We start from the raw sequence: 17,278 nt of genomic DNA, 5'->3' as shown, positions 1-17,278 counted from the left end.
CCCTGCTCGGGCACCGTTCACCCGCACGTGTCCGTGGTCCCGCCCGGCGGGCTCGCCCGGACTCGGGCACCCTGGACGAGTGGGTGACGTCCGGGACCTCAGGAGTGCGGCGAGCGCGCGTCGGCGCGACGCGCACGTGATCGACGACGAGCTCGTGGTGGCCGCCCAGCGGTCGGCGCCGCGCACGGTGCGGCACTGGGTGATGCGGGCCGTCGCGGAGGCGGGCGTGGGAGGGATGTCCAACCAGGTCGTCGAGCTGCTGACCGGCGAGCTCGTCTCCAACGCGGTGCTGCACGGGCCTGCCGGCGGGGCGGTCCACGTGCGCGTCCGGATCGACCGCGCGGACGTCCGCGTGGACGTGACCGACGAGGGCGGCGGAGCCCCGCAGGCAGGTCATCCGGAGCCCACCGCGCCGAGCGGACGAGGGCTCGCGCTCGTCGAGGCGCTGTCCTCCGACTGGGGGACGCACGTCGTGCCCGGCGGCAAGACGGTGTGGTTCGAGGTGCACGGCGAGGAGGAGTAGCCGAGCCGTCGAGCGTCTGGCCTGCGGCTCCGCCATGCGCGCCTAGGCTGGGCAGCGTAGTTTCTGGTCGTGCGACCGAGGAGCGACGTGACGATGATCGACGGTACCGACGAACGCGGCAGGGCCACCCCAGCGCGGGTGCCGGAGATCACCGCCGAGGTGCGCGACGACGGTACCGGTGAGATCTCGGTCGACGGGGTCGTCGAGCGGGTGCAGCTGGCGACCCTCGCGGAGGCCGGCGCGGCGATCACCGCCCGCGTGGCCGAGCTGGCCGGCGAGACAGGCCGGCCGCTGCCCGTCAAGGTGCGGGACCCCGACGGGGTCTGGTCGCTGCTGATCCACCCGGACGGCGTCGTGGACGAGGCTCCGGACGAGGACGCGGACGGCACGCCCGGCGAGGTCACGGCGACGGGCGCAGCCGCGACCGCCGCCGTCACGGACCCGGCGCCGTCACCGGTGGCCACGCCTCCGACGACCCCCGCGCCGACACCCCCCCTGACCGCGGCCGCGACGACGGCCGCGCCCCCGACGGCGGCCGCAGCACCGTCGGCCCCGACCCCGACCCCGACCGCGAGCCCCACCGCGAGCTCGCCGGCGAGCGCCGCCGCCGTCCGGACCCGCGGCGGCGACAAGGCCCGGGAGACCGCCCCCCTGCCCACGCTCGACGACCTGCTCGCCGCCCGTCACCCGGTGTCCGGCGGCCCGGCGGAGCACGGCTGGCGCGCCGGCGTCCGACGGGTGACGTTCGGGGCGATCGCCCCCGGCCCGGGTCGCGTGGAGCAGCGCCGCCGGGTGGCGTCGGCGTCGGTGCGCCGCACGCTCGACGGACCCAAGACGGTCGTGGTCATCAACCCCAAGGGCGGCGCGCACAAGACGACCGCGACGATGCTGCTCGCCGCGACGTTCGGGCTGCAGCGCGGCGGCTACACGCTCGCGTGGGACAACAACGAGACGCGGGGCACGCTCGGCTGGCGCTCGTCGCACACCGACCACACCAACACCGCCGTCGACCTGCTCAGCGCGCTGCCGCGCCTGTCGGCCCGGGGGACCGTGCGGATCGGCGACCTCGACCAGTACGTCCGCACCCAGCCGACCGAGCAGTTCGACGTGCTGGCGTCCGACGAGAGCTCGGCGTCGATCTCCAGCGTCGACGCGGCGTCGTTCCGGTCGCTGCACACCGTGCTCTCGCAGTTCTACCGGGTGCTCGTCATCGACACGGGCAACAACATGCGCGCCTCCAACTGGCAGGCGGCCGTCGCCCTCGCCGACCAGATCGTGGTGGTCTCGACGATCCGGGAGGACACCGCCCAGTCCGCCGCGTGGGCGCTCGACTCCCTGCGCGCGTCGGGCCGTGAGGAGGCCGTCCGCAAGGCGGTCACCGTGCTGTCGGCGCCCGAGCCGAAGGTGGACAAGGACCTGCGCGGGCGGCTGCGCTCGCACTTCGGGGCCCTCACCCGGGCGGTGATCGAGGTCCCGCACGACAGGTCGCTGGTGTCCGGCGGGCCGATCGACTACGACACGCTGCACCCCCGTACCCGGGACGCCTGGCTCAAGGTCACCGCGGTGGTCGCCGAGGGGTTGTAGAAGCGTCGTCGGGTGCGTGCAAGAACCGCGGGTCACGGCACACAGTGCGGGTGTAGGCCTTCGACGACCGCCACCACCTGGGAGCACCGTGCAGCCGCGGACACCGAGCACACCCGACAGCCGGGAGGACGACGCCGTCGTCCCTGCCGTCGACCATGGTGAGCCGCACGACGCCGCCTGGTTCGACCGGGTCGTCACCGAGCACTCCGGGGCGGTGTTCCGGTTCGTCGCCCGACGGTGCGCGCGCGACGACGCCGAGGACCTGACGGCCGACGTCCTCACCGTCGCGTGGCGGCGCCGCGACGACGTGCCCGACGGTGCCGAGCTGCCCTGGCTCTACCGGACCGCAGGGTTCGTCGTCGCGAACCACCGCCGCAAGCACCGCGCCGTGCCGGTGGCGACCGTCCCCGACGAGCCGGACGACGACGACCCCGTGCTCCGGGCGGTGCGCGACGAGCAGGTCCGCGAGGTGCTCGCCGTCCTCGGCCCGCGCGACCGCCAGATCCTGCTGCTCAACGCCTGGGAGGGCCTCACCGGCGAGGCCCTCGCCCAGGTGCTGGGCATCGGTCGCGGGGGAGCGGACGCCGCCCTGAGCCGCGCCCGGGCCCGCCTCCGCGACGCGTGGGCCGCCCAGGACGCCTGACGCGCGCCGCCCAGCACCTCGTCCTCACCCCGAGCGCGGCACGTCGGGACGAGACCGGCACTGTGGCCCGCCGTCCTCGGCTCGACGTCACGGTCTCGGCGCACGAGGTGGACGCCCGTGGGGACCGTGCAAGGGCGGGCGGGGTCGGGACACAGACAGGGCAGGACGATCGACGCCCCGGGAGGACACCATGAACGACGCGCACACCCCAGCACCGTCCGACGGCGACGACCCGGCATTCGCCCGGTTGCGGGCCGCGGACCCGGCGGCGGGCGCGGAGCCGGACCTCGCCCGCGTGCGGTCTGCGCTGGCCGGCGTGACCGGGTCGGCCGCGGCCGGCGCCGGAGGGGCCACTGACGCGACGGGGGCGACGCAGGCCGCGACGGCCGCGACTGCCGCGACTGCCGCGGCGGCCGCGGAGCCCGTGGGGGCGGCGCAGGCCGCCGCGGCGCACGGTGACGACGCCCCGGTCGTCGAGGAGATCACCGTCGACGAGCTCGCCGCCGCGCGGGCCAGGCGCCGCCCGGCTCGGTGGCTGCAGGTCGCGGCGGCCGTCGCGGGGATCGCGGCCATCGGCAGCGCGGGGTACCTGGTGGGCACGGCGCGGGCGGACACGACCCAGACGGCAGGGACGGCGGAGCCGGCCATCGCGCCCGCCGGTCCCGTGGGCGCGCCGGAGGGGGCGCAGGACTCGGCGGCGGTGGGGTCAGCACCCTTCGCCGCCACCGACAAGGCGTCGGCCTGGTACGGCGGGCGGACGGTGTTCTCCTCCAGGGGGCTGTCGGACGAGGGTGCGTCGGGGAAGGCGTGGGCGCTCGACGCCGCGAGCGTCTACTCGGCGGCGACCGTCGGGCACCTGGCCGAGGTCCTGCAGGTGCCGGGCGAGCCGGTGCAGCAGTACGGGACGTGGATCGTCGGGCCGCAGGACGGCTCGGGACCGTCCGTGTCGCTGGCGGCCGACGGCGCGGCGAGCGTGACGTACTACGACCCGACGCGGGACCCGTGGTCGTGCGTGCGCTCGGCGCCGGACGAGATCCAGAAGCTCGACCCGGAGCAGGGGGACGGGAACGAGGGCAGCGCCGGCAGCGCCGTCGCACCCGTCGCGCCCCCCGTGGACGTCCCGAGCCCGTGCGCGGCCGGCACGGCGTCGGCACCCGGTGCGGACGACGCGAAGGCGCAGGCCCGGGACCTGCTGAGCGCGCTGGGCCTGGACCCGGCGGGGTACGAGCTCGAGGTCGTCGACCCCGGCACGTCCCAGGCGGCGAGCGTGTCCGCCTACCAGGTCGTCGACGGCGCCCGCACGGGAATGACCTGGAGCTTCACGGTCCTCGCCGACGGCGTCCAGTCGATGTGGGGCTCGCTCGCGCCGCTGGTCGACCTCGGCTCGTACGACGTGGTGAGCCCCGCCGAGGCCGTCGAGCGGCTGGGGGACGCGCGGTTCGGGTTCTCGTCCGGCGGCGTGATGCCTCTCGCGATGACCGCCCGCGGGGCGGCGGAGGGCGCCATGAGCGACATGATGCCGGCACCCGAGACGACGCCGACGGTCCCGGCCACCCCGACGGCCGGGGCTCGGTTGGGCTGGCCCGTGCAGGAGGTCGAGATCACCTCCGCACGGCTCGGGGTCGCACCGGCCACGCTGCCCGGCGGGGCGTCGGTGCTGGTGCCGACGTACGAGCTGTCGTCGGCGGACGGGTCGACCTGGAGCGTCATCGCGGTGGTGGACGACCGGCTGGACTTCTCCCCGGCGGGATGACGGGCCGCCAGAACCCGGCGGCCCCGCTGGTGGTGCGGGCGGGCCCGTGACCCCTAGCCTGGGCACGAGCCCGGGAAAGGGGCGACGATGACCGGTGCCGTGGTGCTGCTGGTGGGACTTCTGCTCTGCTTCTACGGCATCCGGTCGGTGAACCTGGCGCTGCTGGCGTCGGGGTTCGCCCTCGGCTATCTCGTCGCCGACGCCGTCGGCGCGACGGGGTGGACGGCGGTGCTCGTCGGCCTCGGCTCGGCGCTGCTCGCCTGGGTCCTCGTCACGCTCGTCTTCCGGTTCGCGACGTTCGTGGTCGGCTTCGTGACGGGCGCCGTCATCGGTGCCAAGTTCTGGTCCGCCCTGCACAACCCGCAGACGAGCGTGCTGCTCGGCGTGGTGCTGGTCGCCGCCGTCGCGTTCCTGAGCGCGTTCCTCGCCGAGAGGTACGCCAAGCGGATGCTCCTGTGGCTCACCGCGCTCGGCGGAGCGAGCATCATCCTGTCCGGCCTGGGCATCATCTGGCCCGCCGCGTTCGGGTTCCTGCGTCACCCCGACGACGGTGCCGAGCAGACCCTCATGCTGGTGGTCTGGCTCGTGGTCGCCGGGCTCGGCTGGACCGTGCAGCGCAGCCTGTTCCGCAAGCAGCTCGGTCTGCCGCCGGAGGAGGCGAAGGCCGCTGCCGCCTGACGGGCGCAGGCTCGGAGGCTAGAACCGGCCGCCCCCGCCGCGCCTGCTGCGGCCGCTGCTGCTGCTCGACGAACGACCGCCGGAGGACGACGAGGACCGGGACGACGACGACCGGGACGAGGACGAGGACCGGGACCACGACGAGCCGGAGCTGCTGCGTGGCGAGCCGCCGCGGTAGCCGCCCGGGCTGCCGAACAGCTCCGTCGAGAACAGCTCGCCGGACCCGGCGAAGAAGCCGGACCGTGAGTCCTCCTGGTCAGACCAGCCCCGGCTCAGCGCGTCCGCCTCGGCGACGTCCGCCCGTGCCGCCTCCAGCGCGGCCGCGGCGAGCGCCTTCGCGGCCTCGACGGCCGCCAGGGCACCGACGGGGTCCGTGACGGGCCACTCGGCGGCGGCCAGGGCCTGCCGCCGCGCCTCGGACAGGCGGGTGCGCGCAGTGGTCCAGATGGCCGCCCGGTGCGCCGAGATCGTGCTGTCGGCGGACTCGAGCTGGACCGCGAGCTCCGCGCGCGCGACCGGGAGGCGCGCGACCGCGCGGGCGGCCGCGGCCTCGGCGTCCCGCAGCGGCTGCAGGAGCTGGTCGAGCGCGGTCTCGGCCGACCGCACGTCGGCCAGCGCCGCCAGCGGGTCCGCCACGGCCGACGCCGACCGGCCGCGCGTGAGGGTGGCGCTCGCCCGGTCTGCGGCCTGCCGGACGGCGGCGTCGGCCCCGGCTAGCCGGGCGGCGTCCGCGAGATCCGCGTCGAGGTCCGCACCCGCCTGCGCGAGCCGGTCGGGCGCGGCGGCCAGCTCGCGGGCGGCCGCGTCGACCGCGTCCAGCAGCGCGCCGGCCCGGGTGAGCGCCTCGGACGCCTCCTGCACGGCGGCGACGGCCGCGGGGCGGTCGGTGTCGAGGGTGCTCGCTCCGCGTGAGGCCGCCTGCCGGGCGCGGACCAGCGCCGCGCGCGCGTCCTCGACGTTGGGCGTGATCGTCGTCAGCGCGCTCGGCGCGTACCGCGAGACCAGGCCCGCGAACGTGCCCGCGGCGGTCCCGATGCGGGCGTCGACCGCGGTGGCGGCCTGCTCGACGTCCGCGAGGAGCTGCGGTGCCCGCGCGTGCAGGTCCCGCAGCCGGTCGAAGTCGGCGGTCTGCGCGTCGAGGAGCGCGTCCACGCCCGCGCAGGTGTCGAGGATCTGGGTGAGGAGCGCCCGACGCCCGGCCACGCTCTCCGGCTCGGCGTCGTCGAGCCGCTGCCGGGCGGCGAACGCACCGGCGAGCCCGGTGCGCGCGTGCTCGAGGGCGGCGGCGAACGGTGCGGTCACCGTGGAGCCGAGCTCGGCCTCCGCGAAGCCGAGCTCCTGGGCGCTGCTGGTGACGGCCTCGTCGACCGCGACGAGCACGGAGCTCGCTCTGCCGTCCAGCGCGGCGAGCTCCTCGCGCTCCTCGCGCAGCACCCGACGGCGCCGGAGCAGCCTGCCCCCGAACACGGGCACGAGGACGAGGAGCGCGATCCCGGCGACGACTGCCCCGACGACGCCCCACGGCACCGAGGCCGTCCCGTCGCCGGCCGGCCCTGCGTCGGTCTCCGCCGCTGCCGCCTCGTACCCGGTCGCCGCCGCGGTCGCGGCAGCCGCCCAGTCGTCGTCCCGCAGCGCGGGCTCGATGCGGTCGGCCTCGACGTCGCCGAGCTGGTCGTCGGTCAGCGGGCTGTCCTGGTCCACGGACACCCGGTACTGCCGGTCGTCGACGGCGACGGCGAGCAGGATGTCGTCGCGTCCCAGTCCCGAGCGGACCGCGGTGTCGTCGGCCCAGTCCGCGGCGGGCATCCCGTCGAACGTCGGGACGTAGACCACGAAGAGCTGGTACCGGGTGCGGTCCGCGAGGCCGTCGAGCGCCGCCGTGACCGCCTCGACGTCGGTCGGCGAGAGGACGCCGGCGTGGTCGGTGACCTCGCCGGCCAGCGTCGCAGGCGGCTCCGCCGAGGCGCCGGCGGCACCAGCGAGCACGGCGACCAGCGCGAGTGCCACCGGGGCGAGCGCACGGGTGCCCGCACGAGTGACCGTGCGGGCAACGGTGCGGGCGAGCGTGGGCATCGTGCCTCCGAGGGTGGCGGCCTTGCGGGACCGGTGCCCGCTCCCCGACGACCGCGGTCCTCGGGCGGAACGGGCCGCGCACGGAAGGTTACCGACTCGTTCGCTCGGCGAGCCGGTGCCGGCGCGATCTTCCCCCGACCGCCGCACTCCCGAGGTCTGACGGCGCGCCGTAGGCGGGCAGCTCGGCCTGCGGCGGGCCGGTGCGGCGCTCGGCCAGGGCGCGATGCGGCGGCTGTCCGGCCCCGGTGCTGCGGTGCGTCGGTGGCGGCTGACAGACTCCCCGCATGACCGCCGGCCGACTCCTGCTGCTCGACAGCGCCTCCGTGTACTTCGGCGCCTTCGGCGGCGGGTTCACGACGTGAGCGTGCTCGTGCATTGGTGCGAAGCGTCGCCCTACGGCCCCTCACTGGAATTCCTGTGCCAGGCGGCGGACATGGGTGTCGTGAGGGCGTTCGCGAAGCAGGCGGAGGCCATGACGGAACCGACGAAGGGTGACCGCGTCAACAGTCGTCACCCACTGGCGGCAATCGCGGAACGTCATCCGGGCGAGCTGCTGTGGCGGCCCTTGCCCCCTGACGACGTCAATCCGTATCCGGATCCGGAGTCTCCCGAGTGGGAGATCGGCGCGCAGGGCGCGCGCGACTTCCGGGCCGCGGACGTGCTTCGCTACAACTCGACCTACAAGGCTGCCCAAGAGCGGCGCCGAGAGCGGAGGCGTCATGGGCGCTAAGAGCGAGAAGTTGCTTTTACTTGACACCGCCTCCCTCTACTTCCGAGCGTTCTTCGGGGTGCCCGACTCCGTGAAGGCACCGGACGGCACCCCGGTCAACGCGGTGCGCGGGCTGCTCGACATGATCGCCAGGCTCGTCGTCGACCGGCGACCGACGAGGCTCGTGGCGTGCTGGGACGACGACTGGCGGCCGGCGTTCCGGGTGTCCGCCATCCCGTCGTACAAGGAGCACCGCCTGGCGGCGGGCAGCACCACCGTCGAGGAGGTGCCGGACCTGCTGCGGCCGCAGGTGCCGATCATCGTCGAGGTGCTCGCGGCGCTCGGCATCGCCCGGGTGGGGGTGCCCGGGTACGAGGCGGACGACGTGATCGGCACGTTCGTCGCGCGGGAGCGCCAGGGTGCCCGCGACGCCGTCGACGTGGTGACGGGGGACCGCGACCTGTTCCAGCTCGTCGACGACGAGCACCGCGTGCGGGTGCTGTACACGGTGCGGGGGATCAAGGACCTCGAGGTCGTCGACCAGGCCCGGCTCGCGGAGCGGTACGCGGTGTCGTCGGGCGCGGGGTACGCGGACATGGCGGCGCTGCGGGGCGACCCCAGCGACGGGCTGCCGGGCGTGCCGGGGATCGGGGAGAAGACGGCCGCCGCGCTCGTGCACCGGTACGGGTCGCTCGACGGCATCCTCGCGGCCCGGGACGCGGGTGACCCGGGCCTGACGGCGACGCAGCGGCGCAGGCTCCTGGAGTCGGCGGACTACCTGGCGGTCGCGCCGCTCGTGGTGCGCGTGGCGCACGACGCCGCGGTGGGGGAGGTCGACGACCGGCTCCCGCACGTGGTCGCGGACGCGGAGAGGCTCGTCGCGCTCGCGGAGCGCTGGGGCCTGTCGTCGAGCGTGAAGCGTGTGGTGGACGCGCTCGCCGACGCCCCCTGACGAGCAGGGCACCGGCGCCCGACGGTCGGGCGGGGGCAGGCTGCGCGTGCCGCTGGACCGGTCAGCCCTTGACGAACACCTGGGGACCGGCTTGCCGCCAGCCGTCCGCGGCGGTCGGGGCGGGGCCGCCGTCCGTCACGAGCTTGAGGTCGGTGCCGGTGAACGTCATGCCGGCCACCGCGTGGGCGCACCCGAGGCCGGGCAGGGCACCGTCGACGACGGTCACGACGCACAGGTCGCCGGCAGTGTTCACCGCGGCGTACTGGCTGCCGCTGGGGGTGTCGGCGAGGAACCGCGTGGTCGACGCGTGCAGCCCGAGGCCCACGAGGTCGTCGGCGGCCAGCGTGTCGACCGGCCGTTGCGGCGCGGCGAACACGTCGAGGAGCGTGACGGCGTCGACCGGCTCGGCGGTCGTCGGGCCCGTCTGCAGGGCGCGCGACCACAGGAGACCGGTGGCGACCAGGGCCACGGCGGCCAGCAGCACGAGTGCCGTCAGCCAGGCCGGGTGCCGGCGGCTGGTGCCCACGTCACGGAATCCGCTGAACGTCTCTCCGAAGAGGTCGACGTCGTCGATCGTCGTCATGCCTCCATATCGGCCTGTCCTGCGGGCGACATGAGCCCTGCAGGGCACAATGTCTCCCCGTGATCACGGTCAGCACGGACGGCTCCTGCCTGCGCAACCCCGGCGGGGCGATCGGCTGGGCGTGGGCGAACCACGACGGCACCCACGCGAGCGGCGGCGTCGCGTCCGGCACGAACCAGGTCGCGGAGCTGATGGCGGTGCTCGAGGCGATCACGGCGCACCCGGGTGACGAGCCGCTGACCATCGAGGCCGACTCCCAGTACGCCATCAAGTGCGCGTCCGAGTGGGTGCGCGGCTGGAAGCGCAAGGGCTGGCGCACGGCGTCCGGCGGACCCGTGCAGAACCTCGCCCTCGTGCAGGCGATCGACAGGGCCATCGCCGAGCGGACGGGCCCCGTGTCGTTCACGTGGGTGCGCGGGCACCAGGGCGACCGGTTCAACGAGCGGGCCGACGAGCTCGCCGGCATCGCCGCCCGGGAGATGCGCGACGGGCGTGTGAGCCCCCCGAACGCGGCGCCCACCGAGGTCCGGCCGGCCGTCCCAGCCGCCGTGCCGGCAGCGGCCGTGCCCGCAGCCGCCGTGCCCGCAACCGCACCCGACCCGGCCGTCGGCACCGCCCGGGCACCGGGACGCGCAGCCCGTCCTGCCCGTGTCCTCGTGGAGGACACACTCTTCTGACCCGTCGCCGTCACCGTCCCCGGCAGCTCCTGCGCGGCGGGCCGTCGACGCGACGCACGACGAAGGGCCCGGGAACGACCACGGCCGCCGCAGCTCCTCCGGACGAGGTGCTGCGGCGACCGTGAGACCCGGCGTTCCGGGCCCTCGTCGTCGGACAGGTGGTGCTACTGCACCTTCAACGTGCGGCCCATCGCGCCCGGGTAGTGGTTCGGGTCGCCCGAGTAGATCGCGGTGAGCACCGTCGTCGAGTGCACGGCGGGGAGCGTCAGCGTCGCCACCCCGTCGTGCAGCGGCACGGTACCGACGACCCGGATGCCGAGCAGCACGCGCACGCTGCCGGTGGGCGCCGGTGCACCCGTGGAGTCGCCGGTCACCTTGACGGTCACCACCGGCCGGGAGCCCGCAGCCACGGTCCACGACGGCGTCGAGAGGACGACGTGCGAGGTGGCCTTGGAGATCCGCAGCGACGCGGTGCCCTGCGAGCCGGCCACGTCGGCCGTGCCGGGGAACACCGCGGTGAGGTGGTGCGTGCCGGTCGCGAGCGTGCGCGGCAGGGCGACGACCGCCGTGCCGCTCAGGCCCGTCACGGTGAGCGTTCCCGTGGCCACCACGGTGCTGCCCTCACGGATCTCCACCGCTCCGGCCGGAGCCGCCGTCGCCCCCTTGACCGTGACCGTCGCCGAGACGGCGGTCCCGTAGGTCACGGAGGTGCGGGACAGCCGCAGCTTCGTGGTCGACGTCGACTTCGCCACGTCGATCGTGACCACGTTCGACGTCGACCCGAGATACCACGGGCTGTCGGGCGTGAACACCGCGCTGAGCGTGTGCGAGCCGCCGCCGAGCTCCACCTTGGTGGTGGCCTGGCCCTTCTTCACCGGGACGGTCGCGAGCTCGGTGGTGCCGTCGAGGAAGGTCACGCTGCCGGTCGCCTCCGACGGGGTGACGGTCGCGGTGAGCGTGAGCTTCTTGCCGACGGCCGGTGTGCCGGAGACGTCGAGCATCGTCGACGTCTCGGTCGCCACCGGCACGGTGACGTCCACGACCTGGGCCCGGGTGCCCGGGTCGGCGTTCGCGTGCTGGAACACCAGCAGCTTGCCGTCGGCGGCACCGGCGCCCTTGTGCACCGGGATCGCGGTGTCGCCGCTGCCCAGCGTGGAGAACGTGCCCTGGATGTCGTTCTCGAACCAGAACGGCGGCGCGTACGGGTCGACCGTGAAGTCGTCGGCCTGGTCGAGGACGTTGCTCGGGTCCTCGGCGTAGCCGGAGAACGTCCACGTGTGGATCGTGGGCGTGGAGCCCTCCGGGAAGAGCCCGACCGGGATCGGCGCGACGAGCACGCTGTTGTCGAAGATGCCGGACTCGACGTCGCCCGCGAACTCGTTGACGAGCTCGGTGGCCAGCGTCTTGCCGGTGTCGTAGTCGAACGTCGCCGCGACGGTGATGTCCTCCGAGTCGGACAGCTTCTGCACGACGGTCTCGAGGTCGTAGGCGCCGTCGCCGTCCACGTCGATGTCGATCACCGGCAGGAACGTGCTGTTCGACGAGCCGCCGCCCGCCAGGGACGCCCAGTTGCCGTCCGTCGCGATGCCGATGCCCAGCAGGCCGTCCGCGGGGTCGCCGCCTCCGGCCGCCACCTGGGGTGCCGTCGACGCCCACCCGACGAACCGGATGTCACCGGACTTGCGGACGGACTCCGACGTCTGGAGCCCCGGCGAGTCCTCGAGCTTGGGGCTCGTGGCGCCGAGGATGAGCGGCGTGGTCAGCGAGTACCAGCCGCCGGCCGCGACGCCCGTGCCGTCGAGCTCGAGCGGTGCCGTGTCGTCGGACGGGTCCGTGAACTCGACCGCACCGGCGTGCAGGTCGCTCACGAGCCGCGGTGCCGCGTGCACCGGGACGCGCAGCTCCTGCGAGCCGGACGTGAGGACGAGCCTCCCGGCGACCTCCGCGACGTACTCGCGGGGGACGCCGCTCTGCACGGCCTCCGACGTCGGGTCGAGGTCGCGCTGCAGGTTCGCCGGGTCGGCCGTGAGCGTGAGCGTGACGAGCTGGGTCCGTCCCGCGGCGAGCGTGAAGCTGGCCGGGGTGGCGGTGATCGACGCGCCGCCCGCCGTGGTGGCGGTGGTGACCGACGTGGTGAACCGCTGGCTGGCCGTGCCGTAGTTCTTCACGGTGACGGTCTTCTTCTGCACCACCGGGGTGGTGCCGACGTCGACCACGCCGAACGACACGGACGTGAGGCGCGGGCTCTCCGAGTTGAACGCGACGACGTTCGTGGAGACGGCGTCGAGGGCGTCGACGCGGCCGGAGCCGACGCGCTGCGGGCCGTACACGTCACCGGTCTGGTTCGGCCCGGTGAACACGTCGTGCGTGGCGGTGTTGACCACGGCCGCCTTCACCTCGACCTGGTCCCAGGACGGGTGCGCCGACCGGACCAGCGCCGCGACGCCCGCCACGAGCGGCGTGGCCATCGACGTGCCGGACAGCTTGTTCGGCTCGTTCCCGGTGCCGGAGGCCGCGGAGAAGATCTCCGTGCCCGGCGCCGCGACGTCGACCTTGCTCCACCCCAGCGACCCGTGCACGCCGCGCGACGAGCTCGGGTTGAGGGCGTCACCGGTGACGCTCTCGACGACCGCGCCCGCGAGCGACGGGCCGATGTGCACCGTGAGGGTGCCGGCCTCGATCTCGGGCAGCAGCGCGTCGGTGACCGGCGCGGTCATCTGGGCGCCGGGGATGGTGGCGTTGCCGGCGATGCCCGCGGGGAACACGGTGCTCTCGGTGGGCAGGAGCACGCCGACGGCACCGGCCGCGGCCGCGTTGTTGAACCGGGTCGCCGACCCGCACGCGCGTGTGGAGTCGTTGTCGTCCCACCAGAGGTAGGCGATCTTGCCGGCGACCGCGGCAGCCTGCGTCGCGGTGAACGCGGTGCAGCCGGAGAACCGCGCCCCGACGAAGGCGACGGGAGCGGTGACGTCGGGCCCGCCGTAGTTCACCGAGTTCTGCCCGGCGTGCAGGCCGAGCAGCGACGGGTCCGCCGCGGCCGTCACCTCGATGCCGTCGTGGGTCTGCGGGTCGCCGACCGAGTTGGCGACGGTGATCGCGGACTGCGCGTTGCCGGGGCTGCCGCCGATGTCGGTGACGTCGCCCGCGTTGCCCGAGGCGACCGCGACGGCGGTGCCGAGCGTGCTGAGCTGGTCGATGAGCAGGTTGTCCGGGTCGTCGGCGGGGGAGCCGTCGCTGCCCAGCGACAGGTTGAGGATGTCGAGCCGGTCGCTGAAGTCACCGTCGCCGTTCGGGTCCGCGGCGCGGTCGAGGGCCATCGCCGTCAGGTTGGTGGACCCGCCGATGTCGCCGAACACCTTGAGCGAGTACAGCTGGGCGCCCGGTGCCATGCCGGGCCCGACCTGCCAGTCGGAGACGTCCGTCAGGCTGCTGTAGTCCCCGCGGAACGTCGTGCCGTCGGGCAGCACCCCGAAGCCGGTGGCCGTGCCGGAGACGTGGGTGCCGTGGCCGCTGTTGCCGGAGAGGTAGACCGCGTCGATGGGGTTCTCGTCCGGGGCGGGCACCGTGGTGGATCCCGGCTCGTCGCCGCTCGCGTCGTAGAGGGGGCCGGCGAAGTCGTAGCCGCCGATGAACTTCGTCGGGTCGAACAACCCGGGCTGGACCGGGTCGGACCCGTCCTCGCCGTATGCCTGCTGGTACGCCTCGACCGTGCCGGGGCCGCCGAAGTCGGCGTGCGTGTAGTCGAGCCCGGTGTCGATGACGCCGATCCGGACGCCCTCACCGGTGACGCCGGTGTCCTGCCAGGTCGCGAGCGCCCGGACGAACTCGGCGCTGTGCGCGTTGGTCGCCTTCTTCGGGACGACGCGGTACACGGCGACGACGTCGGGCGACGCGGCGAGCTCCTGCACCTGCGCGGCGTCGCCCGTGACGAGCGTGCCTGCGACGAGGTTGGTGGTGGTGCCGATGCGCTTCGGCTCGGCCGACTCCGCGGACGCTGCGGTGAGCTCCTGCGGGACCACGTCGGCGGCGAGCGCCTCGGCGTCCTGCGCCGCGTCCTGGACCGCGGCAGGGCTGCCCCCCGCGGCGGTCACCTCGGTGCCGGACTTCGCGTCGAGCTGCACGAACGCCGTGATGTCGCCCTTCGCGGTGGCGACGTCGTTCGACAGCTTCGCGACGACGGCGGGGTCGAGCTTCGCCGAGCTGCCGGCCTGGGGGCCGTCCGACGGTGGCGCACCGGACGCCGCCTGCACACCGACGAACGCGGTACTCACGGACAGGGCGACTGCGGTGACGGCGGCAAGCAGTGGACGACGTGACATGGGCACATCCCGGGCTCGTGCGGATCGGCAGGCACCGGTGTCACAGGTCACATACACACAGCACCTCGTGCACCGTACTGACCAGTTACACCATTCGTCACCTCTTGGGCAGATCACGGTATGGACCCATCTGACCACCACCGCGTCCGCCGAGGTCAGGGCGCTGGTCGGCCACCGCCGGCGCCGGCCGTCCGCGATCAGCGCAGCGGCACGAAGGAGTACGACCCGTGCGTGGTGTCGTCGAGGTCGTCACCGCGCCGGACCACGAGGTGCATCGTGGACCCGACCGGGATCACGAGGCGTCCGCTGTCCCCGAGCTGGTCGACGAGCTCGGGCGGCATGCGCCGGGCGGCGGCGGACACCAGGATCCGGTCCCACCCGCCCTCGACCGGCCGCCCGAGGACGCCGGGCCGTGCCTCCTCGACGACCGCCCACGGCATCGCGCAGGCGGCGACGTTCTGCGCGCCCCAGGCGGCCAGCTCCGGGTCGAGCTCGATGCCGAGCACGCGACCTGTCGGTCCGACGAGCCTCCCGAGCAGCGCGGTGGTCCAGCCGGACCCGGCACCCACGTCGAGGACCCGGGCGCCGACCGGCACCTCGAGCAGACGCAGCATCGCCGCGACCGTGCTCGGCTGTGAGCTGGTCTGGCCGTGCCACAGGGGCAGCGGGTGGTCCTCGGCCGCGTGCGCCCGCACGGCCGCGGGGAGGAACCCTGTCCGGTCGAGCGTCCGCATGGCCGCTGCGACGTCGTCGGCGCGGCCGGGGTCGCGACGGCGCTCAGCGCCGAGGTCGCCGCCGAGGTCGCCGCCGCGCTCACCGCCCCGCTCACTGCCGCGCTCACTGCCGCGCTCACGGCCGGCATCGCGGTCGGGACCGGCGCCGTCGCCCATCTGCCGAGCCTAGGCCGGTCAGTGGGCGGTGACGGCGTCCGAGGGCGTCGACGCCGGCACGGCCGGGGTGGGCAGGGTGCCCGACGTGGCGGCGGCGGTCAGGGCGGGGCCGGTGCGGGCCACGTCGGCGGCGGCGACGGCCGGTACGAACTTCGGCTTGCGCCCGGGGCGCCCCTTCGCACGGCGGTCCTCGATGCCCTCGAGGGTGGTCGCACGCCAGACGGCACCTCCGTTGAGACGGCCGTCGGGACGGGGGAGCCACGGCACGTTCCGCGAGAGCCACACCCGGATCGTCGCGTGCTCGACGCCGAGCCGGGCGGCGAGCCGTCCGATGTCGTAGAGGTCGTCGAGGGCGTGCTGGAGCGTCGGGACGGGGGGATCCGACGCGGGGGGATCCGAAGCAGGAGGCACGGCCCGCATCCTAGCCGCGCGAACCTATGAATTCTGTAACGGCTGCGTGACGTGACGCGCACAAATCCTCCCCCTGGCCTCACCAGCCTCATTGCTGGACGCTCGTCCGACTCGCATAATGTGTTACGCATGAGTGACAGATTGCCGAACCTCAGGCGTCGGTCCGAGGGCGGCAAGCACGTCGCTTCGACGGCACAACGCCCCAGCCTCGCTGTGCTCCTGCCCAGCGGTGGGAGCGCGCCCGCGCGCCTCGCCCAGGGGGCGGTGGTCGCTGCACTGGCGGTGGGGCTGTGTGCGTCGATGGGCCAGGCTGCGTCCCGCGACGCCGCCGCCGCGACCGCCGACGCCACCACGCACGTCGCGGCGTCGGCCGTCCGGGAGGCGCGCATCGGGGCGGTCACCGTCGCCGGCGATGCCGTCGAGGTCGCCCAGGCCGCGCACCAGGAGGGCACCGAGGCGGCGGTGGATCCCGCCGCGCTCGCCGAGCTGGACCAGGCGACCGCGCACCTCCACGAGCTCATCGAGCAGGCCGAGCACGCCGCCGACGAGACCGTGCCGGCGCAGGCCGCGTCGCCCGCCGCCGATGCCGCCGGGCCCGAGAACGACGCCCAGCAGGACGCCGACCGGCACGCCGACCCGGCGGGCGAGGCCGACAGCAAGGCCGTCCCGGCGGTGCCGTCCGCGACGGTCGCCGCGCTCACCGCCGAGGCCGCCACGGCCGCGGCCCCCGCCGCCGGTGCCGCCGCCCCCGACCCCGCACCTGCGGACGCCACGGCCCCCGCTGCCGGCCCCGCCGCCGCCGACGCCGCGGCGTCGACGCTGGCCGTGCCGCCGAGCAAGGGGCCCGAGGACAGCACCACAGCGAAGATCCGCGTGGCCGTCGCCAAGGTCGCGACCCTCACCACCCAGATCCACCAGACCGCCGAGGCCAACCGGGCCGCTCAGGCGGCCGCCGCGGCGCAGGCCGCTGCCGACGCCGCGGCGACGCAGGCCGCTGCCGACGCCGCCGCCGCGCAGGCCGCCGCCGAGGCCCAGCGGGCCGCGTGGAAGGCCTCGCTGCTCGGGTACGGCAACGGCCGCATCCCGGCCGAGGCCCTGTGCGGCGTCTCCTTCGACTCGGCCGTGCAGCTGCGCTGCGACGCCGCCGAGTCGCTCGAGGCCCTCAACGCGTCCTACGTGTCCGCCTTCGGCGAGAACCTCACGATCTCCGACTCCTACCGGTCCTACAGCGGCCAGATCGCGTGCCGCCGGACCAAGGGCAGCCTGTGCGCGACGCCCGGCACGTCGAACCACGGCAGCGGAGTGGCGCTCGACCTCGGCGGCGGCATCCAGACGTTCGGCACCCCGCAGCACCGCTGGATGGCCGAGCACGGCGGAGAGCAGTCGTGGGTGCACCCGGCCTGGGCCGAGCCCCGCGGTGGAAAGCCCGAGGCATGGCACTGGGAGTACGTGGGCTGAACGCCCGGCGGTGCTCCGGTCGACC

The 17,278-nt window shown here is 74.9% G+C and carries 14 protein-coding genes; 9 read left to right on the top strand and 5 right to left on the bottom strand.

Going from position 1 to position 17,278, the window contains the following annotated elements; genetic code table 11:
• The first annotated feature begins 79 nt into the window (after positions 1-79).
• From ACVW07_RS09020 to ACVW07_RS09000, 5 genes are all read left to right on the top strand, one after another.
• Positions 80-523 (top strand): ATP-binding protein, encoded by a 444-nt coding sequence (locus tag ACVW07_RS09020; RefSeq protein WP_456818913.1) that lies wholly within the window; start codon positions 80-82, stop codon positions 521-523.
• Between the two features lie 93 nt (positions 524-616).
• On the top strand, positions 617-2,107 hold the full coding sequence (locus ACVW07_RS09015; RefSeq protein ID WP_456821054.1) for a MinD/ParA family ATP-binding protein: 1,491 nt from the start codon (positions 617-619) through the stop codon (positions 2,105-2,107).
• 88 nt (positions 2,108-2,195) lie between these two features.
• Entirely contained in the window at positions 2,196-2,750 is a 555-nt protein-coding gene (locus ACVW07_RS09010) for an RNA polymerase sigma factor (protein WP_456818912.1), read from the top strand.
• 190 nt (positions 2,751-2,940) lie between these two features.
• Positions 2,941-4,503 carry a hypothetical protein gene (locus ACVW07_RS09005; RefSeq protein WP_456818911.1) on the top strand — a complete coding sequence of 521 codons (1,563 nt, stop codon included), beginning with the start codon at positions 2,941-2,943 and terminating at the stop codon, positions 4,501-4,503.
• Positions 4,504-4,590: 87 nt separating this feature from the next.
• Positions 4,591-5,181: a DUF4203 domain-containing protein gene (locus tag ACVW07_RS09000; protein ID WP_456818910.1), complete on the top strand. Its 591-nt coding sequence runs from the start codon at positions 4,591-4,593 to the stop codon at positions 5,179-5,181.
• A gap of 18 nt (positions 5,182-5,199) precedes the next feature.
• Here the strand turns inward: ACVW07_RS09000 and ACVW07_RS08995 are convergent, their stop codons facing one another.
• Positions 5,200-7,254, bottom strand: coding sequence for a TPM domain-containing protein (locus ACVW07_RS08995; protein WP_456818909.1), 2,055 nt, complete (start codon positions 7,252-7,254; stop codon positions 5,200-5,202).
• Positions 7,255-7,612: 358 nt separating this feature from the next.
• Between ACVW07_RS08995 and ACVW07_RS08990 the strand changes: the two genes are divergently transcribed.
• Together ACVW07_RS08990 and ACVW07_RS08985 are read left to right on the top strand one after the other, a co-directional pair.
• A complete protein-coding gene (locus ACVW07_RS08990) occupies positions 7,613-7,984 on the top strand; it encodes a hypothetical protein (protein ID WP_456818908.1) in 372 nt (123 codons plus the stop codon).
• On the top strand, positions 7,974-8,915 hold the full coding sequence (locus ACVW07_RS08985; RefSeq protein ID WP_456818907.1) for a 5'-3' exonuclease: 942 nt from the start codon (positions 7,974-7,976) through the stop codon (positions 8,913-8,915). The genes ACVW07_RS08990 and ACVW07_RS08985 overlap by 11 nt, the downstream gene beginning before the upstream one ends.
• Before the next feature lie 61 nt (positions 8,916-8,976).
• Here ACVW07_RS08985 and ACVW07_RS08980 read toward each other — a convergent pair whose 3' ends face one another.
• The gene (locus ACVW07_RS08980) at positions 8,977-9,498 is read right to left on the bottom strand and encodes a hypothetical protein (protein WP_456818906.1); all 522 of its coding nucleotides are present in this window, start codon (positions 9,496-9,498) and stop codon (positions 8,977-8,979) included.
• A gap of 59 nt (positions 9,499-9,557) precedes the next feature.
• Here ACVW07_RS08980 and ACVW07_RS08975 point away from each other — a divergent pair, with 59 nt between their 5' ends.
• A complete protein-coding gene (locus ACVW07_RS08975; RefSeq protein WP_456818905.1) occupies positions 9,558-10,175 on the top strand; it encodes a ribonuclease H family protein in 618 nt (205 codons plus the stop codon).
• A 164-nt stretch (positions 10,176-10,339) separates the two neighbouring features.
• On the opposite strand, the gene ACVW07_RS08970 is transcribed toward ACVW07_RS08975, so the two are convergent.
• From ACVW07_RS08970 to ACVW07_RS08960, 3 genes are all read right to left on the bottom strand, one after another.
• Positions 10,340-14,494, bottom strand: a complete 4,155-nt coding sequence (locus ACVW07_RS08970) for a S8 family serine peptidase (RefSeq protein WP_456818904.1) — start codon at positions 14,492-14,494, stop codon at positions 10,340-10,342.
• A 197-nt stretch (positions 14,495-14,691) separates the two neighbouring features.
• Positions 14,692-15,384 (bottom strand): protein-L-isoaspartate O-methyltransferase family protein, encoded by a 693-nt coding sequence (locus ACVW07_RS08965; RefSeq protein ID WP_456818903.1) that lies wholly within the window; start codon positions 15,382-15,384, stop codon positions 14,692-14,694.
• 18 nt (positions 15,385-15,402) lie between these two features.
• Positions 15,403-15,795: a hypothetical protein gene (locus ACVW07_RS08960; protein WP_456818902.1), complete on the bottom strand. Its 393-nt coding sequence runs from the start codon at positions 15,793-15,795 to the stop codon at positions 15,403-15,405.
• 129 nt (positions 15,796-15,924) lie between these two features.
• On the opposite strand from ACVW07_RS08960, the gene ACVW07_RS08955 reads away from it, so the two are divergent.
• Positions 15,925-17,253, top strand: a complete 1,329-nt coding sequence (locus tag ACVW07_RS08955; RefSeq protein ID WP_456818901.1) for a M15 family metallopeptidase — start codon at positions 15,925-15,927, stop codon at positions 17,251-17,253.
• Positions 17,254-17,278 lie beyond the last annotated feature (25 nt).

The organism is Cellulomonas sp. URHB0016, from assembly GCF_054057935.1.
The sequence above is the reverse complement of the archived record's forward strand: the minus strand, read 5'-3'. Positions and strand labels throughout refer to the sequence as shown.

Coding starts and splice junctions, on each gene's coding strand:
- ACVW07_RS09015 (WP_456821054.1), top strand. CDS start 617: ATGATCGACGGTACCGACGAACGCGGCAGGGCCACCCCAGCGCGGGTG.
- ACVW07_RS09005 (WP_456818911.1), top strand. CDS start 2,941: ATGAACGACGCGCACACCCCAGCACCGTCCGACGGCGACGACCCGGCA.
- ACVW07_RS09000 (WP_456818910.1), top strand. CDS start 4,591: ATGACCGGTGCCGTGGTGCTGCTGGTGGGACTTCTGCTCTGCTTCTAC.
- ACVW07_RS08995 (WP_456818909.1), bottom strand. CDS start 7,254: ATGCCCACGCTCGCCCGCACCGTTGCCCGCACGGTCACTCGTGCGGGC.
- ACVW07_RS08985 (WP_456818907.1), top strand. CDS start 7,974: ATGGGCGCTAAGAGCGAGAAGTTGCTTTTACTTGACACCGCCTCCCTC.
- ACVW07_RS08980 (WP_456818906.1), bottom strand. CDS start 9,498: ATGACGACGATCGACGACGTCGACCTCTTCGGAGAGACGTTCAGCGGA.
- ACVW07_RS08970 (WP_456818904.1), bottom strand. CDS start 14,494: ATGTCACGTCGTCCACTGCTTGCCGCCGTCACCGCAGTCGCCCTGTCC.
- ACVW07_RS08965 (WP_456818903.1), bottom strand. CDS start 15,384: ATGGGCGACGGCGCCGGTCCCGACCGCGATGCCGGCCGTGAGCGCGGC.
- ACVW07_RS08955 (WP_456818901.1), top strand. CDS start 15,925: ATGAGTGACAGATTGCCGAACCTCAGGCGTCGGTCCGAGGGCGGCAAG.